Source organism: Aeromonas sp. HMWF015 (genome assembly GCF_963878965.1).
In the GTDB taxonomy this organism is placed as follows: Bacteria; Pseudomonadota; Gammaproteobacteria; order Enterobacterales; family Aeromonadaceae; genus Aeromonas; species Aeromonas veronii.
In genome coordinates, this window is sequence record NZ_CAWNZT010000213.1 from 17,172 (window position 1) to 40,990 (window position 23,819).

The 23,819-nt window shown below is 63.1% G+C and carries 20 protein-coding genes; 6 read left to right on the top strand and 14 right to left on the bottom strand.

The features are described from left to right. The first annotated feature begins 131 nt into the window (after positions 1–131). Complete coding sequence (locus tag AACS18_RS11655; protein ID WP_108612351.1) at positions 132–761, top strand: NAD(P)H-binding protein; 630 nt, start codon at positions 132–134, stop codon at positions 759–761. Between the two features lie 158 nt (positions 762–919). Here AACS18_RS11655 and AACS18_RS11660 read toward each other — a convergent pair whose 3' ends face one another. Together AACS18_RS11660 and AACS18_RS11665 are read right to left on the bottom strand one after the other, a co-directional pair. Beyond that, positions 920–2,614: a pyridoxal phosphate-dependent decarboxylase family protein gene (locus tag AACS18_RS11660; RefSeq protein WP_108612352.1), complete on the bottom strand. Its 1,695-nt coding sequence runs from the start codon at positions 2,612–2,614 to the stop codon at positions 920–922. A gap of 202 nt (positions 2,615–2,816) precedes the next feature. Then, positions 2,817–3,833: a lipoate--protein ligase A gene (locus AACS18_RS11665; RefSeq protein ID WP_108612353.1), complete on the bottom strand. Its 1,017-nt coding sequence runs from the start codon at positions 3,831–3,833 to the stop codon at positions 2,817–2,819. A 430-nt stretch (positions 3,834–4,263) separates the two neighbouring features. Here AACS18_RS11665 and AACS18_RS11670 point away from each other — a divergent pair, with 430 nt between their 5' ends. Then, positions 4,264–6,726 carry a diguanylate cyclase domain-containing protein gene (locus AACS18_RS11670; protein ID WP_108612354.1) on the top strand — a complete coding sequence of 821 codons (2,463 nt, stop codon included), beginning with the start codon at positions 4,264–4,266 and terminating at the stop codon, positions 6,724–6,726. Here AACS18_RS11670 and AACS18_RS11675 read toward each other — a convergent pair. From AACS18_RS11675 to AACS18_RS11715, 9 genes are read right to left on the bottom strand one after another with little or no spacing between them, the layout of a single operon-like run. Further along, positions 6,723–7,922 carry an ABC transporter permease gene (locus tag AACS18_RS11675; RefSeq protein ID WP_108612355.1) on the bottom strand — a complete coding sequence of 400 codons (1,200 nt, stop codon included), beginning with the start codon at positions 7,920–7,922 and terminating at the stop codon, positions 6,723–6,725. The genes AACS18_RS11670 and AACS18_RS11675 overlap by 4 nt on opposite strands. Then, positions 7,922–9,136 carry an ABC transporter permease gene (locus AACS18_RS11680; RefSeq protein WP_108612356.1) on the bottom strand — a complete coding sequence of 405 codons (1,215 nt, stop codon included), beginning with the start codon at positions 9,134–9,136 and terminating at the stop codon, positions 7,922–7,924. Before AACS18_RS11680 ends, AACS18_RS11675 begins: the two co-directional genes overlap by 1 nt. Next, positions 9,137–9,826 (bottom strand): ABC transporter ATP-binding protein, encoded by a 690-nt coding sequence (locus tag AACS18_RS11685; RefSeq protein WP_108612357.1) that lies wholly within the window; start codon positions 9,824–9,826, stop codon positions 9,137–9,139. Further along, complete coding sequence (locus AACS18_RS11690) at positions 9,819–10,958, bottom strand: efflux RND transporter periplasmic adaptor subunit (RefSeq protein WP_108612358.1); 1,140 nt, start codon at positions 10,956–10,958, stop codon at positions 9,819–9,821. The genes AACS18_RS11685 and AACS18_RS11690 overlap by 8 nt, the downstream gene beginning before the upstream one ends. A gap of 27 nt (positions 10,959–10,985) precedes the next feature. Then, positions 10,986–14,162, bottom strand: coding sequence for an efflux RND transporter permease subunit (locus tag AACS18_RS11695; protein ID WP_108612359.1), 3,177 nt, complete (start codon positions 14,160–14,162; stop codon positions 10,986–10,988). Further along, positions 14,155–15,195: an efflux RND transporter periplasmic adaptor subunit gene (locus AACS18_RS11700; protein WP_108612360.1), complete on the bottom strand. Its 1,041-nt coding sequence runs from the start codon at positions 15,193–15,195 to the stop codon at positions 14,155–14,157. Before AACS18_RS11700 ends, AACS18_RS11695 begins: the two co-directional genes overlap by 8 nt. A 41-nt stretch (positions 15,196–15,236) precedes the next feature. Next, complete coding sequence (locus AACS18_RS11705; RefSeq protein WP_181363266.1) at positions 15,237–15,707, bottom strand: YeeE/YedE family protein; 471 nt, start codon at positions 15,705–15,707, stop codon at positions 15,237–15,239. A 13-nt stretch (positions 15,708–15,720) separates the two neighbouring features. Beyond that, positions 15,721–16,134: a YeeE/YedE family protein gene (locus tag AACS18_RS11710; protein WP_069554757.1), complete on the bottom strand. Its 414-nt coding sequence runs from the start codon at positions 16,132–16,134 to the stop codon at positions 15,721–15,723. Beyond that, entirely contained in the window at positions 16,134–16,448 is a 315-nt protein-coding gene (locus AACS18_RS11715; protein ID WP_005338008.1) for an ArsR/SmtB family transcription factor, read from the bottom strand. Before AACS18_RS11715 ends, AACS18_RS11710 begins: the two co-directional genes overlap by 1 nt. An 88-nt stretch (positions 16,449–16,536) precedes the next feature. Between AACS18_RS11715 and AACS18_RS11720 the strand changes: the two genes are divergently transcribed. The 4 genes from AACS18_RS11720 (at position 16,537) to AACS18_RS11735 (ending at position 19,780) form a co-directional block, all read left to right on the top strand. Next, entirely contained in the window at positions 16,537–16,722 is a 186-nt protein-coding gene (locus AACS18_RS11720) for a YgaP family membrane protein (protein WP_108612362.1), read from the top strand. A 54-nt stretch (positions 16,723–16,776) separates the two neighbouring features. Then, positions 16,777–18,048 carry an NAD(P)/FAD-dependent oxidoreductase gene (locus AACS18_RS11725; protein ID WP_108612363.1) on the top strand — a complete coding sequence of 424 codons (1,272 nt, stop codon included), beginning with the start codon at positions 16,777–16,779 and terminating at the stop codon, positions 18,046–18,048. 380 nt (positions 18,049–18,428) lie between these two features. Then, positions 18,429–18,833, top strand: a complete 405-nt coding sequence (locus AACS18_RS11730) for a hypothetical protein (protein WP_108612364.1) — start codon at positions 18,429–18,431, stop codon at positions 18,831–18,833. A 218-nt stretch (positions 18,834–19,051) separates the two neighbouring features. Further along, complete coding sequence (locus AACS18_RS11735; protein ID WP_108612365.1) at positions 19,052–19,780, top strand: MgtC/SapB family protein; 729 nt, start codon at positions 19,052–19,054, stop codon at positions 19,778–19,780. 91 nt (positions 19,781–19,871) lie between these two features. On the opposite strand, the gene AACS18_RS11740 is transcribed toward AACS18_RS11735, so the two are convergent. From AACS18_RS11740 to AACS18_RS11750, 3 genes are read right to left on the bottom strand one after another with little or no spacing between them, the layout of a single operon-like run. Then, positions 19,872–20,882, bottom strand: a complete 1,011-nt coding sequence (locus AACS18_RS11740) for a LacI family DNA-binding transcriptional regulator (protein ID WP_108612366.1) — start codon at positions 20,880–20,882, stop codon at positions 19,872–19,874. A 27-nt stretch (positions 20,883–20,909) separates the two neighbouring features. Further along, the gene (locus AACS18_RS11745) at positions 20,910–22,325 is read right to left on the bottom strand and encodes a glycoside hydrolase family 32 protein (RefSeq protein ID WP_108612367.1); all 1,416 of its coding nucleotides are present in this window, start codon (positions 22,323–22,325) and stop codon (positions 20,910–20,912) included. After that, positions 22,325–23,689: a sucrose-specific PTS transporter subunit IIBC gene (locus AACS18_RS11750; RefSeq protein ID WP_043818633.1), complete on the bottom strand. Its 1,365-nt coding sequence runs from the start codon at positions 23,687–23,689 to the stop codon at positions 22,325–22,327. The genes AACS18_RS11745 and AACS18_RS11750 overlap by 1 nt, the downstream gene beginning before the upstream one ends. Between the last annotated feature and the right edge of the window lie 130 nt (positions 23,690–23,819).

A 23,819-nucleotide genomic window follows, 5' to 3' on the forward strand; every position in this document is an offset into this window, starting at 1 on the left:
ATTCATCCTGCCCGTGATCCTGTCAGGGGATGCAGTGTCATCTCCCCCATTGCAGCTGCTCGCAAATTGCCTGATGCTGATGAACAGCCACCATGGCATCAACACCATCGAATGACACAGGGAGCATCCCCATGAGCCGGATCCTGATTGCCGGAGCCAGCGGCCTGATCGGTCGCGAACTGGTGCAGCAACTGCCTGCCGAACATGAACTGACCCTGCTCTGTCGCAAGCCGGGCAAGGAGGCGCACCACTGGCTGCCGGTCAATTTTGATGATCTGGCCAGCGTCACCCTCTCCCGCCCGGTGGATATCGCCTTCTGTGCCCTCGGCACCACCCGTAGGGAGGCGGGCTCTGCCGAGGCGTTTCGCCGGGTCGACCTCGACTATGTGATCGCCTTTGCCGAACTGGCCCGCCGCCACGGCTGTCAACGCCTCATCGTGGTCTCAAGCATGGGAGCCAGCGCATCGTCCCCGGCGCTCTATCCGCGTACCAAGGGGGAGATGGAGCAGGCCCTGCTGGCCCAATCCTGGCCACGGCTCGCCATCGTGCGGCCCGCCATGCTGCTCGGGGATCGCCAGCCACCGCGCCGCTCGGAGCAGATCTTTCAAGCTATCTATCCGCTGTTTCGGCCGCTGCTGGTGGGCAAGCTCGCCCGCTGGCGCGCCATCGAGGCCCGTCAGGTGGTTCGCGCTATGATCGCCCTCTCGAAACTGCCCGCCGGGTGCGAAATTGTCGAAAACGAGCAACTGCTGGCTCTCTGAGCTCGCTCTTCCCCACTACTTACGCACAGTGCTGCAAAAACAGAGCCGCAAAAACAGCAGGGCAAGCCAATTGGCTTGCCCTTTGTTTATCTGTTGGCGAGGTACCCTGACCGCCTCTTGCCATCACAGGCCGCGCTCGACTGTCAGGGCAACATCCATCAACCGCAAATATGGTCGATAAAGGCGTCGATCTGCTCGCGGGTGCAGGCGGGGTTCATAAAGACCGCCTTCTCCCCGGCGATGTAGGAGTACTTGCCGCGGGCGTCATAGTCGGAGTGAGCCACCGCCTCCACCCAGTTGGTGTAGAGCCCCACCTTGCCGCGCCCCTTGAACAGGCTGCGGTGGTAATCGGTGTTGCGTTGCAGCCGCGCCTTGTAGTCAGGGTCGCTGGAGCGGGCCAGCTCGAAGGCGAACTCGGCTTCCGGATCGCCCACCCACTCGGGGTTGTAGATCTTGAAGCCGACACTCGGCCCCTGATTCTCCTGCGCCACCAGCTTGACGTTGCCGAGCTGGCTTAACCGGAAGCGGAAGTAATTGGCATTTTGCAGGCAGTGCGCCAGCACGGTGCGATACCCCTCCACTCCCATATAGTTGAGCGCCGCATAGGCCCCAAACAGGCCGCTCGCGCCGCGGGAGCACTCGATGGTGGATTGCAGGTGGGTCTGGCCCTGAATGTCCCGCTCGAAGTAGGAGAAGTTCTCCGGGTCATTCTCCATCGCCTTGAGGTCATCCTGCTCTTTAATCATCACCAGACTGGAGGTGTAGGGCACATAGCCCCACTTCTGGAAGTCGACAGTGAAGGAGTCGGCATATTTGAGCTCGGCAAAGCGCGCCACATTGCGCTCGATCCCGGCCAGGGTGGCGCTGTTGATGGCGAGCGGGTTGGCGGCAAAGTCGTAACCCAGGAAGAAGATCATCGACCAGCCGATGGCGGCATCGACGTGGATATGGGGCTTGACCGCAACCTCGAACTGCTCGCAGAGGCGATTGCGCAGCTCGAACACGGGTTTCACCTGATCCACCCCGAAGGTGTCGGTGGTGCCCATGGTGAGCATGATGGTGGGCACCACATGTTTCAGGGCAAAACAGGCGGTCAGGGTGCGCTCGAGGTGGTCGAGATCGATGTCGTTGTTCTCGCCGACCTGAATGCGGATGGTCTTGTTCTCGATGTCGACCCCGAGCAGGGAGAGGTTGGTGATGTTGGAGTAATGCCCCCCCTGGGAGTTGATGATGCGGTAATCCTGATAGTGGCCGAGCCCCTTGTGCTTGGCCTCGGGCAGGCTTTTGCGAATGCCGAGCAGGTAGCCATAGAGGTTACAAAACGTCCCCCCCTGGGTGAAGATGCCAGTGGCGCGAGCCGGGTCGTAACCCGCCAGCAGGGCAATCTGGCGCACCACCTTCTTCTCCAGCTCCTCGGCCACTCCGGCATATTCGGAGTAGACCAGATTGGGGTTGGCCAGAATACCCATCTGGGCGCCATAGATAGCGGGATCCGCCGACATGGTGATGACGTTCTCGACGCTGGAGGGGTTCTCCCAATCCTTTGACAAGGCGCCGGCAAACAGCAGCTCGGCCATCGGCTCGCCCGGAGTGCGCATGGTGGCGGGCACCGGCATGGTCTCGCAGAGATCGGCAAGGCGGGCGCGGCCATCGGGCCAGGCATTCAGACGGGTATCGGGAGCCAGACCACGGGCCCGAAATTCATTGAGGGTGGCGAATCCGGGCTCGCGAAAGACCGGCCAGAGATCGGGATTACGCGAGAAAAAGTTGGCTTTGACGGTGGCGAAACGGGCGGAAAAATCGGGGTGGACGGCATTGACGCTGTCGTCTTGAAGATAAACTAAGTCACTCATTTTTATACCATTAGTACAGCAAATGTGCGGCCGTTATACCCCTGTGCCAGCGGGGCCGACAGTGACAATATCTAATGGCCTACCCTACTTTTTGTCATGTATCAGTCATCACAAGGGCTGGCAAAAAGGCGCCTTTGAGGCGCCTCTTTATATTTCGTGATCTTGCTCCCATCCTGGTTGACAACGCACTAACGGACCGCCATCAACGCAGGGAGGCCAACAGCCACCGGGCAAACTCCGTCAACTCGCTCTGCTGCTGCGGAAAGGCCGCCAGCCAAGGCTGCAAGCGTGCGGCGACAGCGTCCGGTCGATAGCCGCAACCCGCCAGTTCGGCCGCCAGCAGATCAAACGGGGCCGGCTCCAGAGTATCGCTAAAAAGCTGCGCCCGGGTGATGACCCCCTTCTCCACATCAAAGTGCAACTCCACCCCGCCCCAGCTGAACCGCTCCTCCAGCAGATGGCTGAACGCCGGGGCATGACCGTAGTTCCACTCCCAACTGCGCTGACGGGCGAAGGTCTCGGCAAAGGCCGGCAAATCCGGCATCTGCGCCGGGGAGATATGCTCGGGCTCAACTCGCGCACCGTAATGGTGGAAGAAGGCCTCCTGCAGCGCCTCGCTCACCTGTTGATGGTCGATCCCCGGCAGCAGTTCGCACAGATTGGACACCCGGCTGCGCACCGAGGTGATCCCCTTGGCCGCCAGCTTCTTGGGGTCGGGGTTGAGGTAGTTGGCGAGCCGGCCGAGATCGGCGTCCAGCAGCAGGGTGCCGTGGTGGAACCCGCGATCCTGAGTCTCCCGATAGGCCGACCCCGATACCTTGCGATCCCCGTCAGGGGTCGCCACCAGCAAGTCGTTGCGACCGGAGGCAAACGCCTCGATCCCCAATCGCTTGAGCCCGTCCAGCACGATGGCGGTGGAGACGCTCTTGTCATACTCCGGCTTGCCCGCCATGAAGGTGAAACAGCTGTTGCCAAGGTCGTGGAACACGGCGCCACCACCGCTGCTGCGACGCGCCAGCGTCACCCCGTCCTCCTCCATCCGGCGGGTGTTGCACTCCTTCCACGGGTTCTGGGCACGGCCAATCACCACGGTATTGGCATTGCGCCAGAGGAACAGCACCCGCTGGCCGGGGTCCATCTGGCGGAAGATGCACTCCTCAACGGCCAGATTGAACAGGGGATCGTGAGAGTCGGAGACAAGCAGACGCAAGCGGGACATAAAAAGACCTTATCCGGAACTGGGGGCAACATGATAACACTGACGGGATACCATCACTGAGTTGTCGCACATTAACCGGTGCGCAGCAGCCGCGACACATTTGCGTCACACCTGACCGCCCCATAAAAGTATCTATTGATATAACGACACAGCTTGACGTGCAACCACGAAAAAAATGCAGTTTAGCCACAATGATAACGATAAAGACGGGAAAAAGTGGCTAGAATGCGACCACTTCGATAGGCCATATGACTCTCTTATTGGTCACATAACTTGCAAAAAAGCGGCATGTATCCATCCCGTGTGATGAACGACACAAAAATGACTTTCCAACCCCCCTGTACCCCATTGCAATCGCCTTTTCTCCCCTTGCAGGTGACACAAAATTGCTTGAATCTAGCCTAGACACCGCTCCCGAGAGAAACGTTGTATGACGGAGAACGCAGCCCCCCGCCAGCGCCTCAGCTGGTTTCTGCCAATGCTGGTCGGTATGGTCATCGCGACCCTGACCTCTCCCCCCGTGCGAGCCGGCGAGCAGGTCATCGTCCAGTTGCCTTGGCAACACCAGTTCCAGTTTGCCGGTTACTACGCGGCCATCGCCAAAGGGTTTTATCGGGAGGCCGGTCTGCATGTCACCCTGCGCGAAGCAGACTCCCGCACCGATGTGGTCAGCGAGGTGCTCTCGGGAAAGGCCCAGTTTGGCATCAGCGGCAGTGATCTGCTGCTGGATCGGGCTGCCGGTCGTCCGGTGGTGGTGCTCGCCGCCCTGCTGCAGCACTCGCCGCTGATCCTGCTCACGCTGGATCGGCCAGATATTCGCAACCCGGCCGATCTGGCCAACAAGCGACTGATGCTGGAGCCTGGCTCCAACGAGCTTCTGACCTACCTTTCTCACCAGACCCGCAGCCGCGACTGGGTCACCCTCCCCTACAAACAGGGGATAGAGGCACTGCTGGCGGGCAAGGTGGATGCCATCAGCGCCTACAGCACTACCGAGCCCTTCTATCTGCAGCAAAGAGGCATCCCCTATCGGGTCTTCAGCCCGCGCACCATCGACTTTGACTTCTACGGCGACAACCTGTTTACCTCCGAGCGGGAGCTGATCACCCGACAGGATCGGGTCTACGCCTTCCAGCAGGCCAGCCTCAAGGGGTGGCGCTATGCGATGGACCACCCCGAAGAGATGATCAACCTCATCATGGAGCAGTACCCGACCGGGGCTGGCCGTGAACAGCTGGAGTTCGAGGCTCGCGAAACCAGAGCGCTGATGCAGCCGGATCTGATCGAACCTGGCTACATGCAGCAGGAGCGCTGGCTGCAGATCGCCAAAACCTATCTGGAGGCGGGCATGCTCACGGTATTGCCCAACCTCGACCGCTTTATCTACGACCCGGCGCAGGAGCGGCTGCGCCAGCAACGGCAGCTGCTCGACAAGAGCGTGGCGGTGGCCATGCTCATCACCTTTACCCTGATGACCCTGCTCGGCATCTTCTTGCACCTCTATCTGCGCCTGCGCGAGGAGGCGCGGGATCGCCAGCGGCTGACCCGTGAACTGGCCCAGAGCGAACAGCACTATCGCTTCGTGGCGGAAAACAGTGCCGATGTGATCTGGACCATGGATGCCGCCAGCTTGCGCTTTCGCTATGTCAGCCCAGCCATCGCCCCCCTGAGCGGCTACGAGGCCCCCGAGCTGTTTGCCCTGCCCCTCAAACAGCTGCTGCCGGATGCCTCAAGGAAACTGCTGCGTGAGGAGATCTCCGCCACTCTGGAGGCCTGGCAGCGGGGGGAACACGATCAGACCCGCCGGGTCATTCGCACCCAGCTGCGCCACAAGGATGGCCATCTGGTGGCGACCGAGACCATCACCACCCTCCATGGCAACCACAATGCCCAGCCGGAGGCGATCCTCGGGGTCACCCGGGATATCACCGAGCGGGCAGCACGGGAGGAGATGATGCGCCGCCTCGCCTTCTACGATCCCCTCACCGGGCTGCCCAATCGCCGCTTGCTGCAACAACGGCTCAAGGAGCTGATGGAGCAGGAGGCACCCCGTCCGCTGGCATTGATGTTTATCGATCTCGATCACTTTAAGCCGATCAACGACACCTTCGGCCATGAGACCGGGGATATTCTGCTCAATATGGTGGCCGAGCGGATGAGCCACTGCGTGCGCAAACAGGATCTGGTGGCACGGCTGGGGGGCGACGAGTTCGTTATCTTGCTTCCGGAGAGTGGCGACGAAGTGCTGGCGGTGGCTGACAAGCTGCACCAACAGCTGCGCCATCCGTTCCAGCTGGAGGGGCAGGAGCTGCTCATCTCCAGCAGTATCGGGCTGGCGCTCTATCCCGAGCACGGGGAGGATGCCAAAACCCTGATGCACCACGCCGATCAGGCCATGTATCAGGCGAAGAATCGCGGCCGCGGCCGGGTCTGCCTCTTTACCGAGGGCCTTGATCCCGAGCAGGGCGCCCTGCTGTGGCAACCCGGCCACGAGTGCGGTCACCCGCGTATCGATGCCGAGCATCGCCAGCTCTTCGTATTGACCAACCGGCTGCTGGAGCGGATGAAAGATCAGCACGAGGATCCGGCCCCGTTTCTGGAGAGTCTGGAGAGCCTGTTCGACATGGCCCGCCACCACTTCGCCTTTGAAGAGCAGATGCTGGCGGAGATAGACTATCGGGAGCTCGTCAGCCACCGTCAGGATCACCAGCGCCTGCTCAACAAGGCAGGCCAGCTGCTGCACGCTGCCAAAGCGGGGACTCTGGGCAACGACGAGTTGCTCAACTTCATCATTCAGGAGCTGGTGGTCGGCCACATGAGTCAGGCGGATCGCCGCTACTTCCCCCTGTTCAGATCTGAGCGCAGCGTGCCGGTTGCGGAGGTGGTCACCTAGTCACCCCGCAGGGCAACCACGGGGTCGAGGCGCACTGCCCGCAAGGCAGGGGCGACCCCGGCCAGCAGACCAACCAGAGCGCTGCAACCGAGCGCCAGCAGCAGATAGAGAGGATGGAGGGTGAGCGGCAACTCGGCCGCCAGCAGGGCGAGCAGCAGCTTGAGCCCCCCGAGCAGGGCCAGCCCCATGGCCCCGCCCAGCAGCGCCAGCACCACGGCCTCCAGCAGGAACAACAGAAGGATGCGGCGCCGCGGGCAACCCAGCGCCATCAGCAAGCCCACTTCGGGGATCCGCTCCTGCTGGGCGATGCTCATGATGCTGAAGATGCCGACCGCCCCGATCAGCAGCGAGATAATGCCGAGCCCGCCGACCGCCAGCTTGATGATGGAGAGTATCTTGTCGAGACTGGTCAGCATGTCCTGCTGGGAGGTGAGGGTGAAATCCTCGGCGCCGTGGCGGGCGATCAGCACTCGCCGGATCTGGGCGGTGATCTCGGCCTCCGTCTGTCCGGCGCGATAGATGACATCGATCTCCTGCAGCCCCTCCTTGTTGAACAGCGCCTGGGCGTGGGCAGCGGGCAGATAGATCATGTCATCCAGATCAAAGCCGAGAAATTGCCCTTTGGGCGCCAGCACCCCGGCCACCCGAAAACGGCGATCACCAGCGCGCAATAGACTCCCAGGCGCATCGCCACCGGGAAACAGCTCAGCCGCCACCTTGGCCCCCAGCACCGCATAGGCGCGGGGCATGGCACTGTCGTCCGCGGGCAGAAAACGTCCCTGCACCAGGGTGAGTCGCCAGCCGGAGAGCGCCGCCGGGCCGGTGCCCAGAATGGCGGTGCTGCGGGTGAGCCCACGGCTGCGCACCTCCCCTTGCCCCTGCACCACAGGGAGCGCCGCCTCGATACCCGGCAATTTGGCCAGGGCATCGGCGTCCTCCAGCAGCAGGGGACGACTGCTGGAGAGGATGCCGGGCGGGCCGCCGGCGGTCTCTGTCTTGCCCGGGGTCACGGCGATCAGCCGGGTGCCAAATTGGGAGAAACTGTCGAGCAGATAGAGCCTGAGCCCCTCGCCGATGCCGGTGAGCAGGGTCACCGAAGCGATCCCGATGGCAATGCCGAGCGCCGACAGCAGGCTGCGACTGCGCCCCGCCAGCAAGGCGCGCCAGAGCCAGAACAGCAGATCGACAGCGCGCATCAGCCACCGCTCCACTGCCCGCTGCGCAGGCTGCTGACCGGATCTTGCCGTGCCGCACGGGAGGCGGGCAACCAACTAAAAAACAGCCCGGTCAGCAGGGCCGCCGGTATGGTGCAGAAAGTAGCGAGCAGAGGGACCGCCGCCGGAAATCCGGGCCAAATCACTCCGGCGAGGGCCACCAGGGCATAGCCCAAGGCTGTGCCAAACAGCGCGCCACCGCCGCTCAGCAACAGAGCTTCCCACAAAAACAGCTGGCGGATCTGGCGACTGTCGGCCCCCAGCGCCTTGAGCAGGCCGATCTCGCCGGTGCGCTGGCGGGTGCTGATCAGCGCAAGATTCATCATCATGATGCCGGAGACCAGCAGGCTGATGGCGCCGATGCCGGCAACTGCCAGGGTGAGGGTCGAGAGAATGGTGGAGAAGGTGGCCAGCATGGCGTCGCGGCGCACCACTGTCACATCGAGCACCCCGTGGCGCCCCTGCATCAGCTGCTCCAGTCGCTTGACCAGCGGCGGCACGGCTTGCCCCGCCAGCGGCTGGATCAGCAGCCGAAACAGCCCCTCGGTATTGAACAGCCGCATGGCGCTACCGACCGGGATCAGCGCGGCTTCGGCCATGTCCATCCCCAGATTGCTGCTCTGACTGGTGAAGACCCCCACCACCCGAAAGCGGCGATTGTCAAAACGCAGCCACTGGCCGACCGGATCGGCCTGACCGAACAACTCACGGGCCACCTTGGCCCCAAGCAGGACGGCCGGCCTGTCCTCTGCGGCATCCCCCGGCAGCCAGCGGCCGGAGAGCAGTTCCAGCCCGTGGGTATCGCGCAGCCCGTTGCTGCTGCCAAGCAGCATGGTCTGGCGCAGCCGCGCCCCCTGTTTGGCCTCGGCAAAGCCCATCACCAGCGGCACCAGCCGCACGTTTGGCTGATGCTGGCCAAGGTAGTGCATATCATCGAGAGTGATCTGCCGCAGACTGTTGCCGGTGACCGGCGGCAGCCCGCCGGTGGTCTCCTTGCGGCCCGGGAACATCACCAGCAGATCCTTGCCAAGTGAGCTGAACTGGTCGGCCACATAACGCCTCGCCCCCTCCCCCAGCGCGGTGAGCAGCAGCACCGAGGTGACGCTCAGACTCACCGCCAGGATCAAGACCAGCGCCCGTGAGCGCTGACGCAGCAGGGCCACGGCGGCAAAGCGGATCACATCGGGCCGCCGCATTCAGCCACCGCCGCTATCAATGTTGATGTGGCCATCGTTCATCAGGATCCGCCTGCCCGCCCGCTCACCGAGGCGCGGGTCGTGGGTCACCACCACCAGCGTGATCCCCTGCTCCCGGTTGAGCCCCTCCAGCAGGCTAATCACCTCCTCCCCGGAGCGGGAGTCGAGATTGCCAGTGGGTTCATCGGCCAGGATCAGCCGCGGCGCCATCGCCATGGCCCGGGCGATGGCCACCCGCTGACGCTGACCGCCGGAGAGCTCGGCGGGGCGGTGCCCGGCCCAGTTCTCCAGCCCCAGCTCCCCCAGCAACTGCTGGCTTCGGCGATGGCGCTCGGCGGGGGCGATCCCGCACAACATCAGCGGCAGCTCGACGTTTTCACGGGCGGTGAGGCGGGAGATAAGGTGAAACGACTGGAACACAAAGCCGATGCGATGACCGCGCAGCTGGGCCAGCGCCGGCTCTGACAGGGTGGCGGTATCCTCCCCTCCCAGCCAGTAACGCCCCTCATCGGGCCGATCCAGCAGCCCCAGCACATTGAGCAGGGTCGATTTGCCGGAGCCCGAGGGGCCCATCACCGCCAGATACTCCCCCTCGGCAACCCGCAGGGATACGCGATCGAGGGCAGCCACCTCGCTACCCCCCAGAGTGAAACGACGGCTGACGGCATCAAGGCGAATGAGATCACTCATCCGTCTGCTCCGTGGCGGCGCTGAAAGGGCCCTCCCCAACAATCTGTCCGGGCTGGGCGGCCAGCCGATCACCGGCGGCGAGCCCCTCGGCCACCTCAATCCAGTTCCAGTTCTCCACGCCCCAGCGGGGCACCACCCGCACCAGCTTATCCCCTTCCAGCCGCAGCACGCTGCCATCGTCGGCCCGGCTGCTGGCTGCCACCCGCAGCACATCGGTGGCGCGGGTCACCTCGACTTCAAGGTCGGCGCTGTAGCCAATAAGCAGGGGCACATCAGTGGGCAGGGCAGTGAGCGCCGCCTCCACCTCGACGGTGCGGGCCTGCTTCTCCAGCTCCTTCACATAGGGGGCGATACGGATGACGGTGGCGGCAAAATCGCGCCCGGGCATGGCGTCGAGCAGCACCCGGGCAGACTGACCCACCTTGAGGCGGGCGGCATCCACCTCATCGATGGGAGCTGAGACATACAGACAGCGATCGTCGATAAGATCGATAACCGGAGGCATGGCCACTCCGGGCGGTGAGGGGGTCATGTATTCGCCCAGCTTGCTGTTGACCTCCGCCACCACACCGGCAAACGGCGCCAGCAGGCGGCGCTCGCTCAAGCGGGCCTCCACCTGGGCGACCTGCGCCTCGTCGACCCGCTCCTGCTGACGGGATGCCTGACAGACATAGCGGCGGGTATCGGCCAGATTCTGGGCCTGCTCGGCGAGGGTGCGGGAGGTGAGGTTTTTGGCCAGCAAGGTGGCCAGCCGGTTGGCCTCCCGCTCGTAGTAGGCCGCCTCGCTGCAACGCTCCTCGCGCTGGGTCTTGCCGAGCGCCTGCTGGGCGCGGGCACGGGCGAGATCGGCGCGGATCTCGTCGCTCCAGAGGGTCAGCAGCAGCTCCCCCTGCGCCACCCTCTCCCCGGCCTTGACAGCGATCTGCTCCACCACGCCGCCCCCGGGCAGACTGAGCCCAGCCCGCTGACACGACTTGATGGTGCCGGCCCGGGTATTGACCACGGTGACCAGCACATCCCCGCGCCCGACCTCAGCCAGCCTGATCGGCGTCGGCTGTGGGCGCCACCACCATGCCACAGCAGCCACCGCTACCACAGCGCCACTTCCCCACCACAGCCAACCTCTCTTCATCGCGCATCCTTTCGCTAGTGACTCCCGTCATGTGCGTCGGGAGAGCAGGGCATAATAGAGCAAGGGTATCACCACCAGGGTGAGCAAAGTGGAGACCAGGATCCCGAAAATCAGGCTGATGGCCAGTCCGTTGAAGATGGGATCATCGAGGATAAACAGAGCCCCGATCATCGCCGCCAGCGCCGTCAGCATGATGGGTTTGGCCCGCACCTGCGCCGCTTCGATCACCGCCTGCTCGAACGCCACTCCGGCGCTGCGCTGCTGCTCGATAAAGTCCACCAGCAGGATGCTGTTGCGTACGATGATCCCGGCCAGGGCGATCATCCCGATCATCGAGGTAGCGGTAAACTGGGCTCCCAGCAGGGCGTGGCCCGGCATCACCCCTATAATGGTGAGCGGAATGGGAGCCATGATGATAAGCGGCACCAGATAGGAGCGGAACTGGGCCACCACCAGCAGGTAGATGAGGATCATCCCCACCCCGTAGGCTAGCCCCATATCGCGGAAGGTCTCGTAGGTGATCTTCCACTCACCGTCCCACAACAGCGCCACCTCCCCCAGTTTGTCGGGCTGCTGCACGTAATATTGGGGCAGATCGATGTCGGCACCGGCGGCAAACATGCCGTAGAGCGGGCTGTCGGTGTGGCCGCCCATGTCGGCCACCACCATCACCATGGGCTGCATGTTCTTGTGCATGATATAGCTGGGAGCCAGCTCATCACGACGACTCACCAGCTCGGAGACCCGCACCAGCTGGCCGCTCTGGCTGCGCACCTTGAGGGCCAGTACGCCCGCCAGATCCCGTTTGTCACCGTGAGCCAGTTCGATGCGGATCGGCACCGGATACTTGGCACCGTGCCCCTGCAGCCAGCTGGCATCCTGATAACCCACCCCGCCATTGAGGGTGTTCACCAGATCCCCGAGATCGACCCCGAGCAGGGCCGCCTTACTGCGATCCACCACCAGCCGCCACTTGGGCTGCGGGTCGGTCAGATAGATATCCACATCCACCAGATCCGCCGTGGCCACAAAACGGGCCTGTACGGCGCGCGCGGCCGCTTCGCGGGCGGCCTGAGTCGGGCCATAGATCTCGGCAACGATGGGAGACCAGACCGGCGGGCCGGGGGGCACCTCAACGACTTTCAGGTTGCCCCCTGCCGCACTGGCGATGGCCTGCAGCGGCTCCCGAACCGACTGGGCAATCTGGTGACTGCTGCGATCACGCTCATGCTTGTCCACCAGATTGACCTGAATATCCCCCACGTTGGCGCCGCTGCGGATAAAGTAGTGGCGCACCAGCCCGTTGAAATTGATGGGGGCCGCGGTACCGGCGTAGATCTGGTAATCCTTCACCTCCGGCACCTTGGCAAGCTCTCGCCCGACCGCCAGCAGAGTACGCTCGGTCTGCTCCAGGGTCGCCCCCTCCGGCATATCAAGCACCAGCTGAAATTCCGACTTGTTGTCAAAGGGGAGCATCTTGAGCACCACCCACTGCACCACCGGCATGGCGGTGGCGGCCCCGACCAGCAGCAACACCACCAGCCAGAGCTTGCGTCTGGCGCGCTTGGCGCCATCACCGATCAGGAAAGGGGTCATCAGCCGGTGAAAGAGACCCGCCTTGGCCTCGCCGTGGGCACCGTGCACCTCCCCATTAAGTAAATGGCTCGCCAGCCAAGGGGAGAAGATAAAGGCCACCAGCAGGGAGATAAGCATCCCCATGCTGGCATTGATGGGGATAGGGCTCATGTAGGGGCCCATCAGGCCGCTGACAAAGGCCATGGGCAGCAGGGCCGCGATCACGGTCAGGGTCGCCAGTATGGTCGGCCCCCCCACCTCATCCACCGCCCCCGGTATCAGATCCTTGAGCGCACCCTTGCCCAAACCGCGATGGCGGTGGATGTTCTCCACCACGACTATGGCGTCATCCACCAGAATGCCGATGGAGAAGATCAGCGCAAACAGCGACACCCGGTTGAGGGTAAAGCCCCAGGCCCAGCTGGCAAACAGGGTCAGCGCCAAGGTGATGACGATGGCCACCTCCACCACCAGCGCCTCGCGCCAGCCCATACTCACCAGCACCAGCAGCACCACCGCCGTGGTGGCAAAAATCAGCTTGCCGATCAGGGTGTTGGATTTGGTCTCGGCGGTGACGCCGTAGTCACGGGTCACCGTCACCTCGACGCCAGACGGGATCAACCGGTTCTGCAAACTCTCGACCCTCGCCTCCACCCGCTTGGCCACATCGACCGCGTTCTGTCCCGGCTGCTTGCCGATGGCTAGAGTCACCGCCGGATAACTGGCCTGCCCCAGCCCCATCCAGCTGCGTTTGGTCGGGGTCTCCTGACCCAGAGAGACCCTGGCCACATCCCCCAGATAGACCGGCTTGCCGTCGTGCAGCCCCACCACCAGCTCACGAGCCTCCTGCTCGCTTTGCAGGAACTGCCCCACCTGTACCTTGATCTCACTGTTGTTCTGCTCGATGGCCTGTGTCGGGCCCACCTGATTGGCGGCCGCAAGTCGCTGGCTCAGCTCGCCCCAGCTGATGCCGTGGGCGCTGAGGGCCGCCGGATCCGGCATCACCCGCAGCACGGCGCTCTGGCCGCCCAGCGTGTAAATATCGCGGGTACCGGGAATGCGCTTGAGTTCGGTCTCCAGCTCATGGGCGACCCGGGTCAGCTCGGGTGCCCCCAGTTGCTTGCTCCCCTCTTTGCCCCACTCTTTGCTCCATAAGGTGAGACTGACGATGGGGACATCATCGATCCCCCTAGGCTTTACCAGCGGCTGACCGACCCCGATCCCCTGTGGCAACCAGTCGCGGTTGGAGTCGAGCTGGTTGTTGAGATCGACAATGGCCTGCTCGCGGCTCACCCCCACCTTGAACACCACCACCAGCAGGGCGCCATCGGGTTGGGAGAAGGAGTAGAGGGTATCGATCCCCTTTATCTGGGAGACCACCTGCTCGGCAGGAGTAGTGACGAGAGACTCCACCTCTGCCGGGGTGGCTCCCGGGAAGGGAATGTAGACATCGGCGAAGGTGACATCGATCTGCGGTTCCTCCTCCTTGGGGGTCACCAGCACCGCAAACAGGCCGAGCAACAGCCCCACCAGCGCCAGCAACGGAGTGATGGCCGAGCCCTGAAACAGCGCAGCCAGCCGACCGGCAGGCCCCGGCCTCTCCCTGTTGCCGTTCAGCTCGCTACTCATGGGCCACCTCCTGCTGCTGCGCCCAGCCATCGGGGGCCAGCTTGTCGCCCGCTTGCAACCCGGCCAGGATCTCGCACTGCCCCGCCAAGCAGTGGCCAACCCGCACCGGCGTCAGCGCCCAGCCAGCGGGCTGCTGCAGATAGACGCCGTTGAACTCCCCTTGCCGCAACAGGGCGCGATCCGGTACCTGCAACACCTGACGCTCACCCTGCTTGAGCTGCACCTTGAGCCACATGCCGGGCAATACCCCGGCGGTTTGCGGCGGCAAGTCGAGGCGCAATCTGAAGGCGTGGCTCTGGCTGTCGGCATAGTTGAAGCGGGTCAATTTGACCGGAGTAACGGTTTTGCCATCGGGCAGCAGCACCTGCACATCCGCAGGCTCACGAGCAAGCGTCAGGGCGGATTGGGGCAACTCCACCTCCACCCGCAGTGTGTCTAGGGAGAAGCCGGAGAGCAGAGGGGTGCCGGGGGCGACTGTCTCCCCCAACTCCACCAGCCGTTTGGTCACCACTCCGGCGTAGGGAGCCAGAATGCGGGTATAACCGTAGGCCTCGCGGGCCTGAGTGAGAGCCGCATCGGCAGCATTCACCTCGGCGCGGGCGGCGCGATCCGTCGCCTGGGCATTATCGAGCTGGGCGCGGGTGATCACCCCCTTGGCGATCAGCGCCTGAAAGCGGGCAAGCTGGCGCTCTGCCTCCACCTGCTGGGCCTGCGCCCGGGCCAGCCGTGCCTCGGCACCCGTGACGGCGGCAAACTGCTCCTTGCCGCTGATCTCCAGCAGCGGTTGCCCCGCTTGCACCTGATCGTTCACATCCACCAGCATGCGGGAGACCCGGCCGCTGGTCTGGGCCGCCACCGTCCCCTGATTGATGGCACTGACGGTACCATCCAGCGTCAACCAGTCGGTCACCGGCTGTGGCGCCACTGTCAACAGGGGCTCTGGCTCCCCGTCCGCGGCAAAGGCCCGGGGGGATGTCATGGCCTGCGATGTCATCACCAACATGGTGATCCCCAGCAACCGGATCTTTTCCATCATTACTCTCCTTCCCTGGCGTAATCAGTCACTTCACGGGATCAGGCGGTATGGGACTGGCGCACCTTATCCACTCCCCGAACTGGCGCCTTGGTCAGCACCCTGGCCAGTCCTTTGTCAAACAGCAAGATCCCGGCCACCATGGCTGCTATAAACAACATTATCATGGGCTGCCCGCTGGAAATGAGACTCAGAGCAGGCCCCGGGCAGATACCGACCAATCCCCAGCCGATGCCAAACAGCGCAGCCCCGCCGATCAGCCTGCGCTCGAGCCGAGGGGCCGGTACGGCAACGATGGGCTCCCCCAGCACGCTCTGACGACGGGGTTTCACCAGCAAGAAGTAACCCGGCATAAAGACCAGCAGGGCGCCTCCCATCACGAAGGCGAGGCTGGGATCCCAGGCCCCGGCCAGATCGAGAAAACCGGTGACCCGAGCGGGATCCACCATGCCGGAGATGGCCATCCCCAGTCCGAACAACACACCCGCAAACAAACTTGTCAGCAACTTCATGGCGATCAGCCCCTTACAGCAGATGATGAGTGACGAAGACGGTGATAAAGCCTGCCGCCATAAAGGTCAGGGTGGCGACGATGGAGCGCAGGGAGAGCCGCCCCATGCCACAGATGCCGTGGCCGCTGGTGCAGCCATTGCCAAGACGGGTACCGACCCCGACCAGCAGACCGGCCAGTAGCACAACGGGCCAGCCGGGCAGCGTGGTGAATGCAGGCATGGTGGCCCAGCCCAGGGTCAGCGCCAACCAGGCACCCGCCCCTAGCCCCAGCAGAAACAGCACCCGCCACGGCGCACGGTGTTGCAGCGCACCGGCCAGAATACCGCTGATCCCGGCCACCCGGCCGTTGAACAACATCAGGATCAGGGCCGACAGCCCCGCCAGCATGCCACCGCCCAAAGAGAGCAGCCATTGGCTTTCCATCATCAAGATTCCTTATTTTCTGAGTGACAAAAATGGGTTTGCAGCGCGCCCAACACATCGGCGGCCGCCTCGCTCACCAGCGAGTAGTAGATCTGCTGGGAGACCTTGCGCGAACGGATCAGGCCGTAGCGCTTCAATACCGAAAGTTGCTGGGAGAAGGCCGACTGCCCGAGTTGGCTATGGGCCAGCAGCTCCCCGACCCCCTTCTCCCCCTCCACCAGCTGGCAGAGCACCATCAGGCGTTCGGGATGAGCCAACGCCTTGAGCAGGGAGGCGGCGGCTGTCGCATGTCTGTTCATCTCGTCGAATTGGCTCATAAGAGTAAATTAGCAATTGCTGATATTTGTTCTATTGTATAAAACAACACTAAATTAGCAACATCTAAAGTAGAGAAGGAGAAAGACCATGACAGTAGATAACGGAGTCAGAATCGTCGCGGGTTGCATGTTGCTGCTCTCGCTGATCTTTACCACCTGGGTTCATCCGGGCTTTGTCTGGTTGAGTGCCTTTGTCGGGGTCAACCTGATCCAGAGCGCCTTCACCGGTTTCTGCCCGGCAGCGATGATCCTCAAACGGATAGGATTTAAATAACAGGGTCGGATGACCCGGCTCACATGAGCGTGTAATAAACGCAGGAGGCTGAACATGGCAACGGTAATCGTCATCGGCGCGGGTCTCGGGGGCATGTCTGCCGCCTACGAACTCAAGGCCGAACTGGGCAAGCAGCATGAGGTGATCCTCATCAATGACAAGCCGGACTTTGAATTTACCCCCTCCAACCCCTGGATTGCCGTCCAGTGGCGGGAGCGCAAGGAGACCTCGATCCCCATCGAACCCCATGTGAAGAAAAAGGGGATCCGCTTTATCCATGCCGCCCTGACCGAGCTGCAACCGGCGGCGCAGCAGCTCACCCTCTCCGATGGCCAGACCCTGCGTTACGACTTTCTGGCGATCTGCACCGGCCCGGCCCTCGCCTTTGACGAGGTGACGGGGGCTGGCCCCGAATCCGGTGGCACCACCAGCGTCTGCACCCTCTCCCACGCCGAAGAGTGCCGCCACAGTGTCAGTGCCCTGGTAGATGAGCCCGGCCCGGTGATTGTCGGCGCCATGCCGGGCGCCTCCTGCTTCGGCCCCGCCTACGAGTATGCGTTCATCCTCGATCGCCACCTGCGCGACAAGAAGGTGAGAAAAAATGTGCCCATGACCTTTGTCACCAGCGAGCCCTACATCGGCCATCTGGGTCTCAACGGCGTGGGTGACTCCAAGGGGATGCTGGAGAGCGAATTGCGGATGCGCGACGTGCAGTGGATCTGCAATGCCCGCACCGTGGCGGCGCAAGATGGCCAGATGACGGTGGAGGAGCTGGACGATGAGGGCAACATCAAGCGCACCCACACTCTGCCCTACAAACACGCCATGATGCTGCCCGCCTTTGTCGGCATTGCACCGCTGCGGGGCATCGAGGGGCTGGTCAATCCCCGCGGCTTTGTCATCGTCGACGAACACCAGCGCAACCCCGCCTTCCCGCAGATTTACGCCGCCGGGGTCTGCATCGCCATTGCCCCGCCGTACAAGACGCCGGTGCCAACCGGGGTGCCCAAGACCGGCTATATGATTGAGGCGATGGTGCGCACCCTGAGCCACAACATCAAGGCGGAGCTCAGCGGCCAACCGCCGGTGACCAAGGCAGTATGGAATGCCATCTGTCTGGCAGACATGGGGGACACAGGTGCCGCTTTCGTCGCCATGCCGCAGATCCCGCCGCGCAACGTCGCCTGGTTCAAGAAAGGAAAGTGGGTCCATCTGGCCAAGATCGCCTTCGAGAAGTACTTCCTGCACAAGATGCAGGTGGGGGATACCGAGCCCATCTACGAGAAACTGATGCTCAAATACCTCGGCATCGACAAGACCGAATGACCCTGCAGACCCGGCCCTCGCCGGGTCTGCTTTTGGCGGCCCTGCTCGGCAAAACGGGGCTTTCGATTATGTTTCAAGATGTTGCTGCGGGCAGCGCGGGGTTTACCCTGCCTGCCACCTCGGCTATCATTCGAGCCTCTTATCAATAGCGGAGACCATCAGTGGGCAACTCATCAAGTGACAGTTGTAGACCGACCCTCATCGTCGGTACCAAGGTCGCGAGCTAGCCGCAGGTCTTTCTCTGCCGCAACTCGCAACCCTGCGAGAAGCGGAAATCCACTCCCCTCTTCTCCCTTTTTACACTTGACGTCTGGCAACCAGTGGCCAACCGCCACGGTCGCCATGCCTGCATAGTTTCTGCTTCCCACAAGGAGGCTGCTATGCGTTTTATCTCAATCAAACCGGCTGCGGATCGCGCGGTCGCAACAGGTTCTGTTGCAACCCGGGCTCACCCCCTGTTGAGCCGGCTCGGCCGTGGCATGCTGCCACGCTGGCTGGGCGGCAAACAGCGTCAGCACCACTACCGGCTGCAGATCCGCTGTGAGGATCGCGCCGATATGGAGCAGGTGTTGGATATGGTGAACCACACCCTGCAACCGGCGGGGCTGCAACCGATGCAATCGATGAAGCCGGGTCGCGGCGGCGGGCGAGAGCTGGTGCTCAACCTGCAGTGCACCCCGCCCCAGCGACGCTATCTGGTGCAGTTCGTTCATCAGGTCGGAGTAGCACATCCGGTGCGCTGGCAACTGCGCCCGCGCATCAACTGCGATCCCGAACTCAACTGACCGCACACCTGCGTTAACCACAGTGAAAGGGGCCAGCCACGCTGGCCCCGCTTGTTGCGTCCTTTCCAAGCGTCAGGGCATCCGATGATGCTCGCGCCCCGGGACGCCGCGTTTTTGTTTGTCTGCTGGCCAGCCGCGCAATCATCCCCTGATCCATCCGCCTCCCGGCGTTTCATCATGGATTGCGCCAAGCCAGCACTTATCAGAAGGAGTACGCCATGAAGATGTGGCAACAAATTGACATGCTCTCCCTGCTCGACACCCTGGCCAGCCTGCTGCTCGCCTTTGTGCTCGGCAGTCTGGTCGGGCTGGAGCGCCAGTACCGCCAACGTACCGCTGGCCTTCGCACCAACGTGCTGGTCGCCGTGGGGGCCGCCCTGTTCGTCAGTCTGGCCCAACGTATCTATGACCTGCACGGCGGCAACTACAACGTGGTCCATGTGGTGGCCTATATCGTCTCCGGCATCGGCTTTCTCGGCGCCGGCGTCATCATGCGCGAGTCGGGCAATATCCGCGGAATCAACACCGCCGCCACTCTCTGGGGCGTGGCAGCAGTCGGCGCCGCCTGTGGCGCCGGGCTGGCCATGGAGGCAATTCTGGGCGCCCTGTTTGTGCTCGCCGCCAACACCCTGCTGCGACCGCTGGTCAATCAGATCAACCGTCGCCCGGTGGACAATACCGACACCGAAGTGACCTACAAGGTGACGGCCCTGACCCCGCGCGAGCATCAAAAGGAGGTGCTGCACTGGCTCGAGGAGATGCTGGAGCAGGCCAACTACCCCCTGAGCGAGCTCGACATCGAGCCGTTTGGCGAGGGGGATCTGGAGATCTCGGCGGTGTTGCTGGCTACCTCCATCGATGGCGACGAGCTGGATGCCCTGATGCAAAAGCTGGCCATCCACCCCCATATCAAGCAGGTGTTCTGGCGCACCAGTACCACCGACTGAGCTGTCAGCCAGAGTCATGGCTCCATCCGCCAACAGCAAAAAGCCCCGCCAGCAATGGCGGGGCTTTCTCATATGGATGGGCGAAGAGTGGCTAGCGGCGACTGCGCCAGCGCACCTTGGGGGTGATCACCTGGGCAGTCTGCGCCGGGGGATTGCCCGCAATCAGTTGCTGCATCAGCTCGAAAGCGGCGAGGGCCAGCGCCGGACAATCCTGCGCCACCGAGTCGATGCGCATGGGAATGCAGTCGAGCAGGTCGTGATCATCGAAGGTACACAGGCGCATCCCTGTCTCCATCAGCCCTGCCTCGTTGAGGTAGCGCAGCACCCCTTCCAGCAAAGTAAAGGAGGCGGTAAAGAGCCCCCTGGGAGGCGCTCCCAGCTCGGCCACCAGCTCGGCCATCAGCTGATAACCGGAGCTCGGCTGATAGTCGCGATGACGCACCCGGGCTGCATCGGCTTCAAAACCGGCGCGATGGAGCCCCAGCTCATAGCCCGCCAGCCGGTGACGGCTGGGGGAGAGATCCAGCAGGCCACCGAAGTAGTAGATCTCCTCTCCGCACTCGCTGACCATGTCCCGCACCAGCTCGGCGGTCGCCTTGCAGGCATCGGAGATCACCATGGGCAGGCGCGACTCGCCAATATGGCGGTCGAGCTGCACCACCGGCAGGCGGTCGTGAATGCGGGCATAGATGTCATCGCTGTGGCCGCTGGAGGCGACAATCAGCCCATCCACCTGACGGCTGATGAGGTTGTCCACCACCCGCTGCTCGAGAGCGGGATCATCCTCGGAGCAGGCGATCAGCAGCTGTATACCCGCCTCCCGGCAGTGGGCCTCGAGGGCGCGGGCGATGCGGGCAAAACCGAAGTTGGTGAGATCGGGGATCACCAGCCCCCAGGTGTAACTGCGGGTCTCGCGCAGGGAGCGGGCATGAAAGCTCGGCAGGTAGTGACACTCCTCCGCCACCGCCTGAATGCGCTTGCGGGTATCGTCGGCGATCCGGTACTCCGCACTCTTCCCATTGAGCACCAGACTGGCGGTCGCCTTGGACACCCCCGCCAGTTCGGCGATCTGGGCAATCGTGATCCGTTTCTTCTTCTCCACCTGGCCTCCCGGCTGACTAGAACCGGGCTATTGTACTAGGCATGCCGACAGCGGCCAGTGATTGAGGCAAATTTTGCAGCCATCATCGCCGTTACCTGATGATAGTTGTGGCTTTTCTCCGGGGAAGTAGCGCGCCGACAGGCTGTGACGACCCTCATCGATGAAACACTCCAGACTGGAGCGATCGCACAGCACGGTGATCCGCCCGCCAGCCCATGGGCTGCTGCGAGTCTCCCACGCTCCGCTCTGCCAGTTCTGGCGCCGCAAGGTGATGCGCCCCGGCTGCCACACCAGCTCGGCCACGGCACCGAACCAGAGGCTCCCCTCACCGCAGAGATCCAGATCAAGCCAGGCCGAGTCGATGGCCAGCCCCGGAAACTCGCCAAGCGTCCCATCGAAACGGGTCAGCTCTCCCTTCAATGCCGCAAGCTCCGCCACCGGCCGCTGGCAGAGCCACTCATTTTGCCAGAACAGCTCCCGCGGGCAGCTCATCTGGTGGATCCAGCCGTAAGCGACAGTGGGCTGGCTAATCTCGTTCTCCTCCGGCAGACCCAGCCAGCCAAACAAGAGGCGGCGACCCTGAGTGTCCAGGGTAGTTTGCGGCGCATAGAACTCGAAGCCCAGATCCAGCTCGTGGAAAGCCCCGTGCTCGAAGCGCTCGCCGTCGAAGTTGCCCGCCAGCCAGCCGCACTGGTAGAGGTTGCGATAATCCTCGCCTGCTGGAGCAATCCCCTGCGGGCAGCTGATCAGCACATGGCGCTCCCCCAGCGGGAAGAGATCTGGGCACTCCCACATATAGCCAAACTCACCGAGACCGCCATGCCCGCTACCGGCGATGGAGCCCACCCGCTGCCAGCTTTGCAGGGTGTCGCCGCGATAGAGCAACACTTCACCCTTGTCATTCAGGGTGCGGGCCCCCAGCACCATCAGCCACTGCTGGCCGTCGTGCCACACCTTGGGGTCGCGCACATGGCCGCTGTAGCCTTCGGGCAGATCCAGCACAGGCCCCAGCTTCTCGAAGCCCCCCTCACCGTCGGCCCGGGCCAGACACTGATAGGCGGTGCGGCTGCCATCCGGGTATTTGACATTGCCGGTGTAGATAAGGGTCAGACGCCCCTGCTCGTCGCTCACCGCAGAGCCCGAATAGCAGCCGTGGCTCTCATAGGCTTCGGTGGGCAACAGCGCCACCGGCTCGTGCTGCCAATGCAGCAGATCGGTGGAGGTGACATGGCCCCAGCCCTTGTTGCGGTGCTCGCAGCCCAGCGGGTTCCACTGGTAGAAAAGGTGGTAGCGCCCATCGTGCTCGATAAAGCCGTTGGGATCGTTAAGCAGCCCCACCGGGGCTGCCAGATGCCAGCGGGGCCGATGGGGATCGGCCGCCGCCTTGAGCTGTCCGGCCAGCAGCGACCGGACAATCTGGTTGAGAAGATCGCTTTCCTTCATCACTCCACCTTGTACTTGAGCAGGTAGGAAGCGGCGAAAGCGGCGCCAAAGGCGATCACCAGCCCGATGATGTAATGAATAAGGCTCATGGGCTGGACGATGGCCATACCGGGAATACCGGTCAGGCCCACCGCCGTCATGCCGACCTTGGCCGCCACCACGTAGGCGCCGCCGCAGGCCCCGCCGAACAAACCGGCCAAGAAGGGCTTGATGTAGCGCAGGTTGACGCCAAAGATCGCCGCTTCCGTGATACCCAGCAGGCAGGACATGGCCGCCGGCACGGTAATGGCCTTGATCTTCACATCACGGGTCTTGAAGTAGACCGCGAGGCAAGCCCCGCCCTGCGCCACGTTGGCCATAGCCCAGATGGGCAGCAGGAAGTTGACGCCAATTTGCGGATTGGCCAGCAGCCCCGCCTCGATGGCATGGAAGCTGTGATGAATGCCGGTGATGACGATCAGCGAGTAAGTGCCACCAAATACCAGCCCCGCCAGCCAGCCAGCCTGCTCATAGAGGGCGCTCAGACCGAACGAGATACCATCCCCCAGCACCCGACCCGCCGGGCCGATAAAGAGCAGCGCCACGAAACCGGTGATGATGACGGTGAGGAACGGCGTGAGGATCAGATCCAGCGCATCCGGAATGCGCTTGCGCAGCTGTTTCTCCAGATGGGACATAAACCAGACCGCCAAGAGCACCGGGAAGACGGTGCCCTGATAGCCGATCATGGCGACATCGAGCCCGAAGAAGTCCATGGTCTTGAAGCCACCGGCCACGCCCCAGGCGTTGGTCAACGCCGGGTGGGTGAGGATACCGCCAAGGGTCGCCCCGAGGTACGGATTACCGCCAAACTCCCGCGCCGCCGTAAAGCCGATCAGAATGGGCAATATGATAAAGGCCGCCGAGCTGAACATGTCGAGCATCACAAACAGGGCGCTGTCGGCATTGGCCCAGCCGTAGGTGCGCACCATGCCGAGCAGCCCCATCAGCAGGCCCGAGGCAACGATGGCCGGAATGATCGGCACGAAGATGTTGGAGAGGGTTCGCGCCAACCGTTGAGCCACGTTGAGCTTGGCCGCCGCCATGTCGGTCAGCTCCGCCTTGCTGGCGGTGCCGGTACCGGTCAACGCCACAAACTCCGCATAGACCTTGTTGACCAGACCGGTGCCGAAGATCACCTGAATTTGGCCCGCGTTGCTAAAGCACCCCTTGACCCCCTCCAGCTTGTCGATGGCGGCCTTGTTTACCTTGCTGTCATCGGCCAGCACCAACCGCAGCCGGGTGGCGCAGTGGGCAGCGCTGACGATATTCTCCTTGCCCCCGAGCAGGGGCACCAGATCCTTGGCTATCGCACTGATATTCATATTCTTCCTCTTATGACCCGCCACGCTGGCGGGCCCTTGTCACATGAGAGTAGGGGCTGTCGAGCCGGGCTTCTAGCCTCAGCTCAACAGCCGCTTGCGCCTGATCGCAAAAAGGCATCCAGTTCGGAGC

Excerpts from the sequence above, each read along its gene's own strand:
- AACS18_RS11655 (WP_108612351.1), top strand. The coding sequence starts at position 132 with ATGAGCCGGATCCTGATTGCCGGAGCCAGCGGCCTGATCGGTCGCGAA.
- AACS18_RS11660 (WP_108612352.1), bottom strand. The coding sequence starts at position 2,614 with ATGAGTGACTTAGTTTATCTTCAAGACGACAGCGTCAATGCCGTCCAC.
- AACS18_RS11665 (WP_108612353.1), bottom strand. The coding sequence starts at position 3,833 with ATGTCCCGCTTGCGTCTGCTTGTCTCCGACTCTCACGATCCCCTGTTC.
- AACS18_RS11670 (WP_108612354.1), top strand. The coding sequence starts at position 4,264 with ATGACGGAGAACGCAGCCCCCCGCCAGCGCCTCAGCTGGTTTCTGCCA.
- AACS18_RS11675 (WP_108612355.1), bottom strand. The coding sequence starts at position 7,922 with ATGCGCGCTGTCGATCTGCTGTTCTGGCTCTGGCGCGCCTTGCTGGCG.
- AACS18_RS11680 (WP_108612356.1), bottom strand. The coding sequence starts at position 9,136 with ATGCGGCGGCCCGATGTGATCCGCTTTGCCGCCGTGGCCCTGCTGCGT.
- AACS18_RS11685 (WP_108612357.1), bottom strand. The coding sequence starts at position 9,826 with ATGAGTGATCTCATTCGCCTTGATGCCGTCAGCCGTCGTTTCACTCTG.
- AACS18_RS11690 (WP_108612358.1), bottom strand. The coding sequence starts at position 10,958 with ATGAAGAGAGGTTGGCTGTGGTGGGGAAGTGGCGCTGTGGTAGCGGTG.
- AACS18_RS11695 (WP_108612359.1), bottom strand. The coding sequence starts at position 14,162 with ATGAGTAGCGAGCTGAACGGCAACAGGGAGAGGCCGGGGCCTGCCGGT.
- AACS18_RS11700 (WP_108612360.1), bottom strand. The coding sequence starts at position 15,195 with ATGGAAAAGATCCGGTTGCTGGGGATCACCATGTTGGTGATGACATCG.
- AACS18_RS11705 (WP_181363266.1), bottom strand. The coding sequence starts at position 15,707 with ATGAAGTTGCTGACAAGTTTGTTTGCGGGTGTGTTGTTCGGACTGGGG.
- AACS18_RS11710 (WP_069554757.1), bottom strand. The coding sequence starts at position 16,134 with ATGATGGAAAGCCAATGGCTGCTCTCTTTGGGCGGTGGCATGCTGGCG.
- AACS18_RS11715 (WP_005338008.1), bottom strand. The coding sequence starts at position 16,448 with ATGAGCCAATTCGACGAGATGAACAGACATGCGACAGCCGCCGCCTCC.
- AACS18_RS11720 (WP_108612362.1), top strand. The coding sequence starts at position 16,537 with ATGACAGTAGATAACGGAGTCAGAATCGTCGCGGGTTGCATGTTGCTG.
- AACS18_RS11725 (WP_108612363.1), top strand. The coding sequence starts at position 16,777 with ATGGCAACGGTAATCGTCATCGGCGCGGGTCTCGGGGGCATGTCTGCC.
- AACS18_RS11730 (WP_108612364.1), top strand. The coding sequence starts at position 18,429 with ATGCGTTTTATCTCAATCAAACCGGCTGCGGATCGCGCGGTCGCAACA.
- AACS18_RS11735 (WP_108612365.1), top strand. The coding sequence starts at position 19,052 with ATGAAGATGTGGCAACAAATTGACATGCTCTCCCTGCTCGACACCCTG.
- AACS18_RS11745 (WP_108612367.1), bottom strand. The coding sequence starts at position 22,325 with ATGAAGGAAAGCGATCTTCTCAACCAGATTGTCCGGTCGCTGCTGGCC.
- AACS18_RS11750 (WP_043818633.1), bottom strand. The coding sequence starts at position 23,689 with ATGAATATCAGTGCGATAGCCAAGGATCTGGTGCCCCTGCTCGGGGGC.